The organism is Halobacillus sp. H74, from assembly GCF_052246715.1.
Classification (GTDB): Bacteria; Bacillota; Bacilli; order Bacillales; family Halobacillaceae; genus Halobacillus; species Halobacillus litoralis_A.
Window position 1 is genome coordinate 215057 of sequence record NZ_JBQQCI010000004.1, and the last position, 16169, is coordinate 231225.

At 45.0% G+C, this 16169-nt stretch carries 14 protein-coding genes; 11 read left to right on the top strand and 3 right to left on the bottom strand.

Annotated features, from left to right (window positions below):
* Nucleotides 1-245 precede the first annotated feature (245 nt).
* Nucleotides 246-431, bottom strand: coding sequence for a YjzC family protein (locus tag ACTWPX_RS10370; RefSeq protein ID WP_128525822.1), 186 nt, complete (start codon nt 429-431; stop codon nt 246-248).
* A gap of 327 nt (nt 432-758) precedes the next feature.
* Between ACTWPX_RS10370 and galU the strand changes: the two genes are divergently transcribed.
* The 7 genes from galU (at nt 759) to ACTWPX_RS10405 (ending at nt 7126) form a co-directional block, all read left to right on the top strand.
* Nucleotides 759-1643, top strand: coding sequence for a UTP--glucose-1-phosphate uridylyltransferase GalU (gene galU, locus ACTWPX_RS10375; RefSeq protein WP_443119702.1), 885 nt, complete (start codon nt 759-761; stop codon nt 1641-1643).
* Between the two features lie 196 nt (nt 1644-1839).
* Nucleotides 1840-1971, top strand: a complete 132-nt coding sequence (locus ACTWPX_RS10380; RefSeq protein ID WP_443119703.1) for a hypothetical protein — start codon at nt 1840-1842, stop codon at nt 1969-1971.
* A 28-nt stretch (nt 1972-1999) separates the two neighbouring features.
* Entirely contained in the window at nt 2000-2155 is a 156-nt protein-coding gene (gene sda, locus ACTWPX_RS10385) for a sporulation histidine kinase inhibitor Sda (protein WP_443119704.1), read from the top strand.
* Between the two features lie 270 nt (nt 2156-2425).
* Nucleotides 2426-4948, top strand: a complete 2523-nt coding sequence (locus ACTWPX_RS10390) for a bifunctional 2',3'-cyclic-nucleotide 2'-phosphodiesterase/3'-nucleotidase (RefSeq protein ID WP_443119705.1) — start codon at nt 2426-2428, stop codon at nt 4946-4948.
* A gap of 105 nt (nt 4949-5053) precedes the next feature.
* Complete coding sequence (locus ACTWPX_RS10395; RefSeq protein WP_443119706.1) at nt 5054-5632, top strand: hypothetical protein; 579 nt, start codon at nt 5054-5056, stop codon at nt 5630-5632.
* 15 nt (nt 5633-5647) lie between these two features.
* The gene (locus ACTWPX_RS10400; RefSeq protein WP_443119707.1) at nt 5648-6493 is read left to right on the top strand and encodes an immunoglobulin-like domain-containing protein; all 846 of its coding nucleotides are present in this window, start codon (nt 5648-5650) and stop codon (nt 6491-6493) included.
* Nucleotides 6494-6757: 264 nt separating this feature from the next.
* Entirely contained in the window at nt 6758-7126 is a 369-nt protein-coding gene (locus ACTWPX_RS10405; protein WP_443119708.1) for a hypothetical protein, read from the top strand.
* A gap of 265 nt (nt 7127-7391) precedes the next feature.
* Here ACTWPX_RS10405 and ACTWPX_RS10410 read toward each other — a convergent pair whose 3' ends face one another.
* Together ACTWPX_RS10410 and ACTWPX_RS10415 are read right to left on the bottom strand one after the other, a co-directional pair.
* Entirely contained in the window at nt 7392-9308 is a 1917-nt protein-coding gene (locus ACTWPX_RS10410; protein WP_443119990.1) for a TRAP transporter permease, read from the bottom strand.
* 122 nt (nt 9309-9430) lie between these two features.
* Entirely contained in the window at nt 9431-10450 is a 1020-nt protein-coding gene (locus ACTWPX_RS10415) for a TAXI family TRAP transporter solute-binding subunit (RefSeq protein ID WP_443119709.1), read from the bottom strand.
* Between the two features lie 420 nt (nt 10451-10870).
* On the opposite strand from ACTWPX_RS10415, the gene ACTWPX_RS10420 reads away from it, so the two are divergent.
* The 4 genes from ACTWPX_RS10420 (at nt 10871) to ACTWPX_RS10435 (ending at nt 16153) form a co-directional block, all read left to right on the top strand.
* Nucleotides 10871-12145, top strand: coding sequence for a peptidase (locus ACTWPX_RS10420; protein ID WP_443119710.1), 1275 nt, complete (start codon nt 10871-10873; stop codon nt 12143-12145).
* A 118-nt stretch (nt 12146-12263) separates the two neighbouring features.
* Entirely contained in the window at nt 12264-13502 is a 1239-nt protein-coding gene (locus ACTWPX_RS10425; RefSeq protein WP_443119711.1) for a Zn-dependent hydrolase, read from the top strand.
* Nucleotides 13503-13721: 219 nt separating this feature from the next.
* Entirely contained in the window at nt 13722-15155 is a 1434-nt protein-coding gene (locus tag ACTWPX_RS10430; protein ID WP_443119712.1) for an aldehyde dehydrogenase family protein, read from the top strand.
* A gap of 425 nt (nt 15156-15580) precedes the next feature.
* The gene (locus tag ACTWPX_RS10435; RefSeq protein WP_443119713.1) at nt 15581-16153 is read left to right on the top strand and encodes a biotin transporter BioY; all 573 of its coding nucleotides are present in this window, start codon (nt 15581-15583) and stop codon (nt 16151-16153) included.
* Nucleotides 16154-16169: the final 16 nt, after the last annotated feature.

The following is a 16169-nucleotide window of genomic DNA, read 5'->3' on the forward strand; positions in this document are numbered from 1 at the left end:
TTTTAATGGAGAGGACGGTTACTTGGAGAAAAAAGGTTTCAAAGAGAGATGCAGGGGACGCGATTACTGTATAAAAAAAGATTGGGAAAAACGATAACTGCCACTGGAAAAGGCCAACGTTAGAGGAGGATGAATCAGATGGAGCGTAGGCATTTATTGCCTCATAAAGAAAACCCGAACGACTTGTTCGGGTTTTCTAGTGGAAAAATTCTTTTATTCCAGCGTCTTTTTGATTCGATATATTCTTAAGAACTTTTAACCCAGTGAGCGGCTTCATTGCTTGAAGGAGACGGTGGGAATTGTTCTCCTTTTTCCAGTTTGATTTCTGTATTATCATTTGCGGTTGAACCACCACTGACGAGACTTTCTACCTTGAATGTTCCATTTTCTTCTGCTTTTTCACCAGTTTTGTAAGTCTTTTTGTTAGCCATTGTAACTCCACCTCCAAATGAAATTTAGAAAGGATTTATCCTTTGCTATGTTTAGTGTGTTACCATTTATATTTGCCCCTAAACGCAAATTACATAATTTAACTTTTTGTTATGATAATGTAATATTAAAAGCGACCAGAATGAAAAATCGTCGTTAATAAACATATGGCCAAAATTTAATGAAACCGTCCTTTAATGGTTCCAGTGGGACCACAGGGATTATTTACAAGAGTTTTACCAGGCTTATTATAAATTTCCACTTTAAACTGTTATAATTAAATATAGTGATAATAACTATTATTTGTATGAAATGAAGGGGTCAATGTTATGAGTAAAATCAAAAAGGCAATTATCCCTGCTGCTGGACTGGGCACAAGGTTTTTGCCTGCTACAAAAGCAATGCCGAAAGAAATGCTTCCGATCGTGGACAAGCCTACGATCCAGTACATCGTCGAAGAGGCGATTGAATCTGGAATCGAGGATATCATCATCGTAACCGGTAAAGGGAAACGTGCGATTGAAGACCATTTTGACAAAAACTATGAACTGGAAGATAACCTTGTAAGCAAAGAGAAATTCGACATGCTGGAAAAAGTGAATGAAACGTCCAATGTCGACATTCACTATATCCGCCAGAAGGAGCCGAAAGGATTGGGCCATGCTGTATGGTGTGCGCGTAAATTCATCGGCGATGAACCTTTTGCCGTGCTATTGGGCGATGATATCATCCGTGCCGAGGAACCTGGTCTGAAGCAATTGATCAACCAATTTGAAAAGACGCGTTCTTCTGTCATCGGTGTCCAGCAAGTGCCTGACGATCAAACCCATCGTTATGGAATCATCGATCCGGAAAACCAGGAGGATCGCCTGTATCAAGTGAAGACATTCGTCGAAAAACCGCCACAAGGTCAAGAACCATCGAACCTTGCTATCATGGGCCGTTACATTTTGACGCCTGAAATCATGATGTTCCTCGACAAGCAGGAAAAAGGGGCCGGCGGAGAAGTCCAGCTGACCGATGCGATTCAGAAGCTGAACGGAATCCAGCGCGTGTTCGCTTATGACTTTGACGGTGCGCGCTATGATGTCGGTGAAAAATTAGGCTTCATTCAAACGACGATTGAAATCGCTTTGGAACGTCCGGATCTTAAAGATGATGTGATGGATATTCTGAAAGGTTTAGTGGCAAAGAACGAACAAGTTAATAAGTAACGTGAAGGATGGTAAAGGCAGTCCCTGGTAAATCAGGGCTGTCTTTTTTTCTTGGTCAAAGGGCTTAGCGTTCGCACATGGGTAACTGACCACTGCCACTCTGGAGCCGAGTTTTCTATTAAGGAAGCCCTTTTTTGTTCAGGCTTTCTTTATGTTAATATACATGGGTGTTAAATATTTCACGGGGGATTATATTATGGATAGATTAAGAGAACTTCAGAGAAGTCTTGTAAGTGAGTTTGAAGACAAATTAGATCGAGAACTCACTATAGAAGAAAAAGAATTCTTGTATTGGTTAGCAAAGGAACAAATAAAAGAAGAGAGATAAAGTTATAACTATAGGAGTAGGATCAGGCATGAATAAACTTTCAAATGAGGCACTGCTCTCAGCATACTATGCAGCTAAGAAGCACAACTTGGATCCAGAGTTCATATCGATTATTGTAGAAGAAATAAAAGTCAGAAAGTTGCATGTTATCAATGATGAGAGCGAAAACAGTAAAAAAGAATAGAATCTCTTTCGTTAAGTAAGAGTCACCTCCATGGTGGCTCTTTTTTAGGATGTCATATCGTCGATCAGAAGGCATTCTTAGGTCCGCTCGGTACAGAACCGATCAGACGTAGGAATGGAGCCCGGACCTCTTGATGCTGCTTGCCCCCAAATAGCAGGTTCCTGTAAAAATTAGGTTAAGACATACAATAATTTTGATAAGGTGATAAAATAATAGAAGAAACATCAAGATTTTACATAAAAAATCCAATTGGAAAGGGAAGATGTGAGAGTGAAAAAGAATCAAAAACAATGGTGGCTTCGCTCGGCACTTGGACTCGGTTTGGCAGCCTCTGCAGTATTGCCGTCGACAGCGACTGCGGCGGAAACTAATGAGGATGTCGTAGATTTACGGTTGATGGAAACGACGGATCTGCACAGCCATGTGATGAACTATGATTACTTTTCCGGACAGCAGGATGACACGGTCGGTCTCGTTAATACAGCGGCATTGATCAACAGTGCAAGAGATGAAGTTTCGAACTCTATGCTGTTTGATAATGGCGACTTGATCCAGGGGAACCCGATGGCTGATTACGTTGTCGATCAGGAAGTTCTTGATGAGGAAGGGAATGTCCATCCTGTCTATCAAGCGATGAATCTTTTGGACTACGATGCAGGGAACTACGGAAACCATGAGTTCAACTATGGACTGGATTTTCTCGATCAGGCGATTTCAGGCTCTGAATTCCCTTATGTGAACGCAAATGTTTATAAAGCGGGTGCAGAGGATGAAAACTATTTCGATCCCTATGTGATCCTTGATCGCGAAGTTGTCGACCAGGACGGGGAGACCCACACGATTAAAGTAGGGGTCATCGGTTTTGTCCCACCGCAAATCATGACATGGGATAAAGATAATCTGGAAGGTCATGTTACGACTCGTGACTTGAAAGAAACAGCCGAAAAATTCATCCCGAAAATGAAAGATGATGGGGCAGATGTGATTGTCGGAATCGCTCACTCCGGCCTTGGTTCGACTGAGGAATACGTGGAGAGGGCGGAAAACCAGACCTATCAATTATCGACGGTCGATGGTTTCGATGCTTTGCTTTTCGGTCACTCTCACCAAACTTTCCCAAGTCAGGATTATGCGTCTCTTGATGGCAAGCATAACATTGATTTGAGTACAGGGACGATCAACGGTGTGCCGACGACCCAGGCAGGATTCTGGGGTTCTGATTTAGGAATCATCGATTTACAGTTGGAAAAAACAGCAGGTGAATGGGATGTCGTGGATGGACAATCGGAAGCGCGTCCAATCTATGATTCTGAAACAGGCGAACCACTGGTAGAGCCGGATCAGGAGATTGTCGATGCCGTGAAAGAGGATCATGAAGGGACGAAGGAATATGTAGCCACTCCTGTCGGCGAAACGGAAGCGCCGCTATACAGCTATTTTTCCCAAGTTCTAGATGATCCGACGGTTCAAATCGTCAATGATGCCCAGAAGAGTTATATTGAAAAATATATCCAGGGTACTGAACTTGAAGGATTGCCTGTACTTTCTGCTGCCGCCCCCTTCAAAGCAGGACGCGACGGTATCGGGGACTACACTGACATTCCTGAGGGTGGTTTAGCTATCAAAGACACAACGTCCCTATATAAATACCCGAACACGGTAAGGGCGACGAAGATCAACGGTGCTCAGGTCATTGAATGGCTTGAGTGGAGTGCGGGGCAATTCAACCAGATTGATACAGCTACAGAAAAAGCGCAACAGCTGGTCAAAGAAAATACAAGTACAGAGCCAGGGTTCCCGAGCTACAACTTTGACGTCATTGACGGACTCACATATGAAATCGATGTGACAGAACCTGCCCGTTACAACAATGATGGTGACAAAATCAATGACAGCCACCGCATCGTCAATGTGAAATTCAATGGCGAACCTATCAATCCTGAGCAGGACTTCCTGGTAGCGACGAACAACTATCGGGCAGCTTCCAAATTTGCTAATCCTGATGGAGATAATGTTGTCATAGAATCGCCTGATGAAAATCGTCAAGTGCTCGTCAATTACATCCGTGAAAACGGCACGATCAATCCACAGGCAGATGGCAATTGGTCCTTTGCTCCGATTGATGAGGAGGATGTCACATTGACTTTCCGCTCTTCTCCAGAAGGCCAGCAATATGCGGAACAGGAAGAGAAAATCACTTACCTTGAAACACAATCAGATGGCTTCGCTCAATACGCTGTTGAATTGACAGCTTCAGAACCATCCGTATCCTTCCCGGATGTGCCTGAAAACTATTGGGCTGCTGATGAGATTTATGCACTGGTTGAAGACGGGGTCATTAAAGGTTATCCAAATGGAAACTTCGGACCTGAGGATAAATTGACTCGTGTTCAGTTTGCGATGCTGCTGACAAGAGAGCTAGGACTGACAGCAGAGGGAGAAAGTCCTTTTGAAGACGTCCCTGAAAGATACCAGGAAGCGGTCACAGCTGCCTTTGAAAATGGAATCGTCAACGGGGTATCCGCCGACCGCTTCGATCCTGATGCTTGGATCAACCGCGAACAGATGGCCGCGATGGTCGTCCGTGCTTTTGAATTCAAAGACGGAGAAGAATACGATCCGTCCGGGGATCTCCCATTTGAAGATCAAAACCAAATCCGCATCGGTTTTGTGGATGAGGTCACGGCCGCTTATGAGCTTGATCTCATGATTGGTGTACCAGGAAACAAATTTGCACCAAAAGGAACCGCGAGCCGAGCAGAAGCTGCTACGGTCGTCCATCGTTTACGATAAATGCTACGGAGGAGGAAGAACTTATTCGTGTTCTTCCTCTTTTTTTGTAAACAGAAAGATCACTTTAAATATGATAGACTACCAATATATGTTAGGAGGGGAAGTATGAATAAGAAGCGTATAGCTTTGATCGTCTTAGTGGCTGGCCTGGCGATTTATGCAGGAACATTACATATGAAACTCAATTCGTACCATCAATTTGTAGAAGATGAGGAATTTACACCTGCCTCAATTATGCTTGAGGAAGAATTTATTTTATATAGTTTGAATCCAATCATTGAGGAATCGATTGAAAAAGAAAAACTCACCCTAGAAAATTTATCCACCTTACAAGCGACTTATAACAATGTAACAGACTATATTGTAAGTTTAGCCAGTATAGCTGAGCGACTGGAAGGTGTGGGGATCAATAATAATCATATTAATGAGCAGCTTTCTGATATTATTTTTACCCTGGAAAGAATGAAGGATGAAAACAATGAAAGTGTAGAGCTGAATGAAGAGCAAATCAATTTTCTTAAAGACGTTATGAACCTGAATGAGGAAATGTACAGTGTATTCCAAGAGTATGAATCTATTTCGAATAAAGAGCGGAAGAACTTCGACCGTGATTACTGGATCGATTACATAAAAGATATGGTACGGGAGACGAGAGGAATTGTTGTGAGAAAAGTTGTTTACTAGACAGGGAGGTACTTTATGAAAAAATCCCTCGGAATGCTACTTTTATTGGTGATTATCGGATGCTCTGACAACAGTGAACCAACAGATAGCCCTCACGAGGATGACAAAGCAGAAAACTCTTCAGGTATCTCCTATAAAATTGGGGAGGCGAACGACAAGGTTCAGCCTCCTGACCGTGATCAGTGGACAGCTGAAGATATTTACGAACAGACAGAATATGAGCCATATACAGGGAGGTTCTTCAAAGGCCTGTTTGCTCACAACACCTTTTTCATGGTAGAGCCTGGAGCAGATGTCGGTTCTCATGAATCCTTTCCAGACGAGAAGGTCCGCGTCCAGCTTGTAGAACGAGAGAGAAATTTGGAAAAGGTCGAAGTGGTGAAAGAAAAGATCTATGAAGATGGAGAAAAACTGGCCGTCCAGATTCCAAGTCAAACCGGCGCCCTTTATACGTTCAGCCAGGAAGTTCTAGGGAAAGATGATCAGGTGCTCGATACCGATGTCGTCGTCTACTACGTCCCGCCGGAAGAAATTAATGCAAGGATGTATGTGGATAAGCTCAAGTTCGCCCAAGATGACACCATGGAAGTGCATATAGAAAATTGGGGCCCGACAATTCTCGAGTTCGGCACACCTTATAACTTACAGCAGTACACGAGCAATCGTTGGAATGATGTACTCGGGGATGATAAGGCTTTCCCATCAATCGGATACACGCTTCAATCGGAAGAAACCCACACCCAGAAGATAGATTTAAGCAGACTGGAATTGAGCTCAGGAAAGTACAGGGTCATTAAATCATTTGATGCTCAAAATACGGAGGTGGAAGCGGTTTTGAGTGTGGAGTTTGAGATTGAATAGTAATAAAGAAGTGCCTGTCCTCAGCTGCGTTAGCCGGGGGTTGGCACTTTTTTTGTTTGGCTCGATTATGAAGGCTTTTGGACAGATTGTTAGTTGCTTTGGCATGAATCTGCTTGAAGTTGGACTGATTATGAGGCGATTGGAAAAATTATTGCGTGGAGCGGCTGGATAATCGCTCCTTTTGGACAGAAAAACCTGCCATCTTGAATCCGCTGGAAACATACCGATATTAAAGAAAAGAGATCTTGAGGGAGCTGTAGAAGCGTGCAAAAGTATGAGCTGTTTAAAAAAGTCAATAAAAGTGTCGAGGATATGGATTTGGTCACAGCCAGAACTTATATGGAAGAAAACTTCGAGGCACTTGATGAAAACAAGCATCAATTAAACCGGAATGCTCGGGAGCTGCTCAAGTTTTTTGCGGAGAAAAGAGAAAAAGGAGAGAAGCCGCTCACTCGCCAGGAACTCTCTGATTTGAAATCGATGAATATCTATTCGACCAGATTTGATGTGCGGGGGCTGAAGCTGCTGATCAAGGATAAGGAAAGCTTGTTGATGAAAAAGGAAGCCCTTGGTTACTTGAACACAGACGCGAAAACATTGTTGGCGGGGATGGGTGCGATTGAGAAAGGGTAATCTCAGGAGTTGGGACCGGCTGTTCCAGAGTTTCGCTTGATTAAAGGTGAGTTTGGACAGATTCTCCGTAAGTTTGGATGAATTCACTATGAAATCGGACAGATTCACCAGTAAGTTGGAAAAAATATTGTCTGGATGGGACAGAATAACACTCAGTTCAGCCAGAAAACCTTTCCGAATAGAAAAAAAGCCCGTTCTCCAGAATGAAGAACGGGCTTCTCCTTTACTCAGGATCGCTTTTTCGCATGAGTGTCAAAGAAAGCATTCATGATAACGTTGCTTGCTGATTTTCATTATCCTCATTTTTGTTACGGATCCACTGGACAACTGTGATGAGACAGAAAATGCCCACTCCGATCAAGGATATGATGAAGTTCGGGTAAACGAGCAGCAGTCCGCCTGCGAATAAAGCGAATCGTTCCAGCCAGCTGACTTTTGTTACGTAATAACCGATCATAGCTGAACTGATGGCGGCCATCCCTAAGAGTGCGGTGACCACACTGATCGAGACGTTTACTGCATTTGCATCTCCTTGCAACAGGAGGATAGGGTTGGTCACGAAAACGTATGGGATGATGAAAGCGGCAATCGCCAATTTGACAGCTGTCACGCCTGCTTTCATCGGATTGGCCTTCGCGATCCCGGCCCCGGCGTATGCGGCTAAACAGACGGGCGGCGTAATATCTGCGACGATGCCGAAATAGAACACGAACATATGGACAGCTATGACAGGCACATCAAATGCGAGCAAAGCAGGTGCTGCCATCGTGGCAGTTACGACATAGTTGGCTGTCGTCGGCAGCCCCATGCCGAGAATAATACAGGCGATCATCGTGAAGAACATGACAAGGAAGAATTGACCTTGAGCAAGGTCGATGATCCCTCCGGCGATTTTCGGTCCAAGACCTGTTATTGTCACGGTTCCTGCGATTATACCGGCTGTCGCACAGGCAGCGATGACCGGGAGAGCGACACGAGCGCCTTCTTCTAGGAGCTTGATGATCCCTTTAAGTGACATCCGGGTTTCTTGTCGGAAGAAACTGATGACAAAGGCTGTTGCGATTGCGAATAAGGCCGCATAAGTCGGTGTACGTCCTGACAGCAAGAAGCCGATAATGATGACAAGCGGAAGAAAGAGATCGAGCCGTTTCAACAGCTTGTTCGTTTTCGGCAGTTCTTCTTTTGTAAGCCCGCGAATGTTTTGTTTGCGTGCTTCAAAGTGGGTTCCCAAGAATACGCCCGAAAAATATAATAGGGCGGGGATGATGGCAATGACAATGATTTCGTTATATGGGATGCCTGTGTAGGAAGCCATGATAAAAGCGGCTGCTCCCATAATCGGCGGCATCAGTTGACCTCCTGTTGAGGCAGAAGCTTCTGAAGCTGCCGCGAAATGCGGTTTGAAGCCAGCATTTTTCATCATCGGAATCGTGAATGACCCTGATCCGACTGTGTTGGCTACAGAACTTCCGCTGACCATCCCTTGCAGTCCACTTGCTGCAACGGCTGCCTTCGCTGTCCCACCTGTATAACGGCCGGTCAGCCGCAGGGCGAGGTCATTGAAAAATTGTCCGATATTCGTTTTGACCAAAATGACCCCGAAAAAGAGGAACAAGAAAATGTAAGTGGATGAAATTTGAATCGGGATTCCAAAAATTGCGCTTGAACTGAAAAACATTTTGGTGGCTAAAGACGGCCAGTCAAAACCGGCATGACCGATGATCGGAATGAAATTTCCGAATAATCCGTAAAGCAGTGCCACCATTGCAATAATGACAATAGGCAGGCCGACCACTCGTCTTGTTGCTTCTAATAAAAGTATGATTCCAGCTGTTGCGACAATCTGATCCATATAAGTGAAACCGAAAATGATCGCTTCATTGATCAATCGTTCATAATTTTGAATGATATAAAAGTTCGTGTAGAGCGCCAGGGCAGCTAAAATGACGTCATACCAGGGAATCCCCCGTTTAGATGATGAGGAAGGTTTGAACGGATAGAGCAGGTACACTAAGCACAAGGCTGCACCGAGGTGGATCGCCCCCTGCATCAAGGATACATAAGCCCCGCGGTAAGCGGTGTACAATTGGAAAATCGTAAGTGCACTTCCTAAAATGAGTGTCAACCAACCCCAGGCTCCTAAATTCGTGCGGAATGTACTTTCTTTGTCATATTTCGCCATAAGCTCCTGCTTGTCTACTTCTTTGTTATCTTGTGTCGCCACTGATTCTACCTCCGTTTCACACACTTGATCATCAGTGAAAGAACCGGACAATAATACTGCCCGGTTCTCATTGAGATCATTTATTCAAGGATGCCTTCTTCTTCAAAGTATTTCTTAGTACCAGGATGAAGAGGAAGGTCTTGAGCGCCAGTGAGTGCACTGTCACTTGTTATGAGCTTCGCTTGAGCGATAGACATTTCACCGGAATTCTCATAAAGTGTCTTCGTAAGCTCGTACGCTAAATCTTCGCTTACTTGGCTGGTGGATCCTAAAAGAAGGGCCATCGCCGTAATCGTTTGGACAGGTTCATCCTGCCACTCATATGTGCCAGGCTCGACAGTATAAGCTTCATACTGGCTGTCTGCAACGACTTTCTCGAGTGCTTCCCCTTCAATATTCAAGAACTTCACTTCGCCTGTGGCTGCATCCAGCTCGTCTGTTGTAGAAGATGGAACACCTACAACTGCAAAGGAAGCATCAATTGTGTTATTTTGCAGTTTACTTTTCGCATCACCGAAGCCTTCTTCGTATGCCTCATAGTCTCCTTCTTCAATTCCATAAGCGGAAAGGACCATTTCAGCCGCTTCGCGTGTCGCCCCGCCAGGAGGACCTACAGCTACACGTTTCCCTTTCAAATCTTCAATCGATTCAATTCCTGTAGATTCAAGGGTCACTACTTGAAGAGCTTCCGGGTAAAGTGATCCAATTACCCCGACATTCCCGACGTCTTTGCCTTCGAATTCTCCTGTGCCTTCAACCGCATTAAGCATCGTGGTGTTTTGCGCAATGCCCAGTTGGAAGTCTCCGGACTGGATTTTCGCAATGTTTTCCACAGAAGCCCCGGATTCAACGGAACTGACATCGAAACCTTCGACTTCAATCATATCTTTCCACAGGTTGGCCATCTCGCCGCCAAGTGGATAATAGACACCTCCGACACTACCTGTGCCCATCGTAAGGTTCGTCATCTCTTCTCCTTCACCGCCACCGCCTTCGCTGTCGCCGTTGGAAGAATTGTTGGTACCGCTTTCCCCACAAGCACTAAGTAACATGCTTACAGCCAGCAGGATGACAAAAGTAAATAATGAATATTTTTTCAAAAAGATTACCCCCTAGTAATAGATTTGGAAATTGATAGGAATGGGCGTGAATCGTCATTCCCATTCAAATCAAATTAACTCCTTACATCTACATGATTTTACCTTGTTTTGGGGGTTATTACAAGAATATTTCAATAATTGAAAGCGTTTGTGCGCTGTCTGGGTGCTTTGTATTTTGGGGAGGGGAGTTTGAGACGTTGCGCTAATAAAATGCTCTCAGGCAGATGAATTCTGAGTTGCGCCGATAAAAATTCATCTGACGCCGATAAAAGGCTGCTACCGCCGTTTTACAGCTAACTAAAAGGTGAATCAGCGTCTATATTGTTTAAGTTACATTTGACTTAAGGCAACCCTGTATTGTTTTATTGAGATATCAGAAAATTTACTGAAATTAAAATTATAGAAAAGGAGGAGGAAATCATGGCCAATATGAAAAGCATTCAGTCTTTTATGGAAGAAAACCGTGAAGACTACATAGCATTGTTGAAAAGGATGGTGCAAGAGCCTAGTAAAGCAGGTGAGGAAGCAGGAGTTCAAAGCATAGTGGCTGATCGTCTATCTTCTAAAGGATTTGAAGTGGATCGTTGGGAGCTTGATTATAAGTTGTTATCCGAACATGAAGCCTTTTGTGCTTCTCGAGCTGATTTTGACGGTAGTGAGAATGTTGTGGGTGTTTTGAAAGGAGAAGGGGATGGAAAGTCGATTTTGTTGAATGGCCATATCGATGTGGTTCCTGAAGGTGAAAGGGAGCAATGGAGGTTTGATCCATACTCCGGAAAAGTGGAAGATGGGAAGCTTTATGGACGTGGGGCGACTGATATGAAAGGTGGGAATTTGGCTGCATTGCTTGCGATTGAAGCGATTCAGGGAGCTGGGATCAAGTTGAAGGGTGATGTGATCTTTCAAAGTGTCGTCGAGGAAGAGAGTGGGGGTTCTGGAACGCTGGCTGCGATTGAACGGGGCTATCGTGCGGATGCGGCGCTCATTCCCGAGCCGACGAATATGCGTATTTTTCCTAAGCAGCAGGGCTCCATGTGGTTCAAAGTCCATGTATATGGAAAGTCCGCTCATGGAGGTACACGTTATGAAGGTGTGAGTGCGATTCAAAAAGCCGGCATTGTTCATGAAGTCATTCTTGATTTAGAGAGGGAAAGAAACGAACCTCTTGATAGCCCGCTTTATCAAGGAAACCCAATTCCTGTGCCGATTAATATCGGGAAAATCGAAGGAGGAAATTGGCCTTCATCCGTCCCAGACCAAGTCACTATGGAAGGGCGAATGGGGGTAGCCCCAGGTGAATCAATAAATGACGCTAAGCGGGAATTCGAGGCACGTGTGGCGAAGCTTTACGAGGCAGATGTATGGTTTGCCGAGGCGCCTGTAGAAGTGGAATGGTTCGGTGCACGTTGGCTACCGGGAGAAATTGATGATGACCATCCTTTCTTGAAGACTTTGAAGGAAAGCTATCAATCTCAGGTTGGTGAACAGCCGGTTATCAAAGCTTCACCATGGGGGACGGATGGTGGATTATTAACGGCTTTGGCCGGTATCCCGACGGTTGTTTTCGGTCCAGGGGAAACGAATATGGCTCATTTCCCGAACGAGTATATTGAATTGGAAAGAATTTTTGAGACCGCTTCAATCATAGCGGAGACGGTGTTGGAATGGTGTGAAGCAGCGAGTGTGGAGGAGTGAAATTCAAATGAATGTTGATGTTCTCATTCTATCTATCCAGTCGTCCTTCCACGATTTATGCGGGTGACATTTTTGGCGCTTCTTTTTCATTCAAATTGGTTTATAAGGAGAGATGGGTATGAAAGTAGAAAGGCTGAAGCGGAGGTTTGACGAGATGGCTCAGATCGGGGCGACGGAGCGAGGAGGCGTCCATCGCCTGGCATTGAGTGATCTGGATCGGGAGGCACGGGATCTTTGGACCCACTGGGCGGAAGAGGCAGGATTTAAAGTGAGGGTCGACGACTTCGGCAACATGTTTGCCCGTTTAGAGGGGAATTTCCCAGAAAAAAAACCGATTGTCCTGGGTTCTCATTTAGACAGTGTACCTAAGGGAGGAAAATTCGATGGCACGCTCGGAGTGCTCGTCGGTTTTGAAATCATGGAATCGTTGCAGGAGAAGGCAGAGGACCTCAGTTTTCCGCTTGAAGTAGCTGTCTTCACGAACGAAGAAGGTGCGCGTTTCCCTACTCCCATGTTAGGAAGCGGGGCGATTACAGGGGTTTTTTCCAAGCAGCATGTGTATGACATGCAGGATGATGATGGCAAGCGCTTTGAAGATGAATTGAAGAGAATCGGCTATCAAGGTGAGGAAGAAAATCGCCTGAAGGATGTGGAAGCATTTATTGAATTGCATATCGAACAAGGGCCGCTTCTTGAAGCCAGGGAAAAACCTGTAGGTGTGGTCAAAGGGATTCAAGGATTATCCTGGCACAGAGTCCGATTCATCGGTGAATCTGATCATGCAGGAACGACGCCTTTGGAGCATAGGAAAGATCCCTTACTGAGTGCTGTCAAAGCCATCAGCCGGATCAACAACTGGATCCATCGTTTAGAGGATGAAACCCTTGCCACCTTCGGAAAATTCGATACGCTCCCTAGCTCCATCAACGTGATTCCAAGCGAAGCGGTTTTCTCATTGGACATCAGGCATCCAGATCATTCCGTATTACTTAATCGAGTCGAAGCGGTCAAGCGTTTGATACGGGAAGTGGCTCTGGAGGATGATACCCAGAGTCTTTGTGAAGATCTTTCCTTCATGCCGCCCGTAGCCTTTGATGATTCATTGATTGATGCTTTACGGGAAAGTTGTAGAACAAATGAAATCGACTATTTAGAAATGTTCAGCGGGGCCGGGCATGACGCTATGTATCTCGACCGGCTAGGAAAAACAGTGATGGTATTCACACCGAGCCAAGCAGGTAAAAGTCACTGCGAGGAAGAGGAGACCGATTGGAAGGACATCGAAAAAGCATTGAGAGTGATGCATGATACCGTCGCAAGTCTGGCGCTTACCCAACAGCCCGCCGCAGACGAATAATTTTTTCTATATCTTTGCTATACTTTTGAAAAGAAAAGGATACAGGTGATGATGATGATGTGTCCTAATTTTCAAGACGAGATAGTGGAAGATTCGTTTGATGAATTACTGACCATAAAGGGACCAGGTGCGGTTGTGTCCTGACAGGAATGCCTCCTTACGAACAAGAGGCTTTTCTCTTTTCGCAGCTTGAATTTATTAATAAAAAGGAGCGACAGCATGCTGAATTATTCAACCTATTTGAATGAATTAAGGGATGAAGCAGGGGAGACTTATTCGCTGATTAACCCCCATACGAGAGAAGAAATCGAAGAAATTCCCGAGTGTACGAATGAGCAAATGGAAACAGCGATCGCAAAGTCGTTAGCGGCCTTTGAAAAACTGAAGACATGGAGTTCTGCAGAGCGTTCGGAGGTTCTTGAGCGAACGGCACGTATTGCAGAAGAAAATAGTGAAAGGTTCGCTAAAGCGATTGTGAATGAAGCGGGTAAGCCGGTTCGGTTCGCCAAAGGGGAAGTAGCGCGGACGGTGGAGACTTTGAAATTTTCTGCGATTGAATCACGGAAACTCGAAGGGGAATCGATCCGTCTCGATGCAGCGAACAATGGTGGCGGACGGGATGCCTACACGATCTACGAACCGATTGGTGTCATAGGTGCGATCACCCCGTTCAATTTCCCGTTGAATCTAGTCATACATAAAGTGGGTCCAGCCATCGCTGCAGGGAACACCATCATTGTAAAACCGGCTGAAAAAACCCCTTTATCTTCGCTGTTATTACGTGAAGCCTTCCTGGAAGCAGGGCTCCCTGAAGGTGCGTTTCAGGTCATTACCGGAGATGGACCGCGCCTTGGGAAGGTGCTGATCGATCATGAACAAGTGGCGAAAATCACATTTACCGGCAGCCCTGAGGTAGGAAAATTAATTAAATCCCAATCCGGACTGAAGAAAGTGACACTTGAGCTTGGGAATAATTCTGCTCTATATATTGATGAAAGTCAGCGAGAGAGACTTGATGACATAGCACAGAAAGCAGTTGTCGGTGCTTTTTCATATAATGGACAAGTCTGCATAAGCACTCAACGCATCTATGTCCATGAAGCGATTGCCGAAGAGTTCACCCGTCATTTCATTGAGGCGACATCACAATTGAAGTATGGGGATCCATTAGAAGAAAGTACTGATTTGTCAGCTCTCATTGATGAAAAATCGAAAAAACGGCTGCTCGAATGGATCGTGGAAGCGAGCCACAACGGAGCTGAAATCGTCCATGGTGGAAAAGCCTGCCAGAACGGGATCGAGCCCACAATCTTAAAAGGTGTCCAGGCATCTGACAAGGTCTCCTGTCAGGAAGTCTTCGGTCCTGTCGCCATCGTCAACGCAGTAAAGAGTGGTGAAGAGGCGCTAGCTGAAATGAATAACTCGAATTATGGATTGAATGCCGGCATTTTCACTACTGACTTATCCCAGGCCCTGCAGATGAGTCACCAATTGGATGTAGGACAAGTGCTGGTCAATGACATTCCGACTTTGAGATTCGACCATATGCCTTACGGAGGAAGAAAGGATTCGGGGTATGGATATGAAGGCGTGAAATATGCGGTCCGTGAAATGGTGAAGCGGAAAATGATCAGTTTGAATTATAGTTTTTAATAATCTTGTAGAGTATGCAAGTTGTTAAATTCCAATCTACCCGTTTTTTGCGACCTGCCTCCCACGCTGTTAAGTTGGAAGATTTTATCGTTCAACTCGGCTTCTTTCAATGTACAAGAAAATCACTCTTTTAAGATGAACCACTGTTGATTCCACGATGAGCGTTCGGTGGTGACGCCTGCGGGAACAGCGCGAGCCGAAGATCCACTTGGTCAAGTGACCTTCTTGACCAAGTTAGCTGAGGCCGTGCCCGCGGCAAGCATCCACCGATAAGCGATTCGTGAGAAGCAACAACAAACATTAATAGGAAATTGATTATTGAGGAAAATCACCCACTTATGTTAACTGTATAATTTAATGGTTGACCAAATAGACATCTTCCGCTATTCTTCTTACTAGATACATAGAAAAGTAGGTGGAAGATCATGAAACTTCGGACGATGCTTTACGCTTCTTTATTTGCAGCGATTATGGGAGCTTTAGGTTTCTTTCCTCCCATTGTGACCCCATTCACGCCTGTGCCGATAACGGCTCAAACACTTGGTTTGATGTTGGCGGGGTCCATTTTAGGTGCTAAACGCGGTGGGTTGAGTATGCTTCTTTTCGTTTTGCTCATTGCGATCGGTGTTCCGCTTCTATCTGGCGGACGTGGAGGTCTTGGTGTATTTTTCGGACCTTCGGGCGGTTATATCATGAGTTATCCGATCGCCGCGTTCATTATCGGATTTTTAGTCGAACGGTTTTGGAAGAACTTGAAGTTGTGGCACTATCTTGCGTTCAATTTTATCGGCGGCGTAGTGTTTGTTTATGCCTGTGGGATAACTTACTTGTCGTTCGTCACTGACACTCCTTGGCCAGCAGCGGCCGTAGCTGCTCTTGTGTATATCCCTGGGGATGTGGCGAAAATTGTCATCGCCTCGATCCTTGCTCAACAATTGAACCGGGTCTATCCTTTGATGCACAAGAACAGGTCGATCGATTATCAAAAAGCAGCATAGAATAAAGGCTTGTCTC

Bases quoted from the DNA above. Each gene is read 5' to 3' on its own strand.
- ACTWPX_RS10400 (WP_443119707.1), top strand. From the start codon at position 5,648: ATGAAAAAATCCCTCGGAATGCTACTTTTATTGGTGATTATCGGATGC.
- ACTWPX_RS10435 (WP_443119713.1), top strand. From the start codon at position 15,581: ATGAAACTTCGGACGATGCTTTACGCTTCTTTATTTGCAGCGATTATG.
- ACTWPX_RS10425 (WP_443119711.1), top strand. From the start codon at position 12,264: ATGAAAGTAGAAAGGCTGAAGCGGAGGTTTGACGAGATGGCTCAGATC.
- galU (WP_443119702.1), top strand. From the start codon at position 759: ATGAGTAAAATCAAAAAGGCAATTATCCCTGCTGCTGGACTGGGCACA.
- ACTWPX_RS10410 (WP_443119990.1), bottom strand. From the start codon at position 9,308: ATGGCGAAATATGACAAAGAAAGTACATTCCGCACGAATTTAGGAGCC.
- ACTWPX_RS10430 (WP_443119712.1), top strand. From the start codon at position 13,722: ATGCTGAATTATTCAACCTATTTGAATGAATTAAGGGATGAAGCAGGG.
- sda (WP_443119704.1), top strand. From the start codon at position 2,000: ATGAATAAACTTTCAAATGAGGCACTGCTCTCAGCATACTATGCAGCT.
- ACTWPX_RS10370 (WP_128525822.1), bottom strand. From the start codon at position 431: ATGGCTAACAAAAAGACTTACAAAACTGGTGAAAAAGCAGAAGAAAAT.
- ACTWPX_RS10420 (WP_443119710.1), top strand. From the start codon at position 10,871: ATGGCCAATATGAAAAGCATTCAGTCTTTTATGGAAGAAAACCGTGAA.
- ACTWPX_RS10380 (WP_443119703.1), top strand. From the start codon at position 1,840: ATGGATAGATTAAGAGAACTTCAGAGAAGTCTTGTAAGTGAGTTTGAA.
- ACTWPX_RS10395 (WP_443119706.1), top strand. From the start codon at position 5,054: ATGAATAAGAAGCGTATAGCTTTGATCGTCTTAGTGGCTGGCCTGGCG.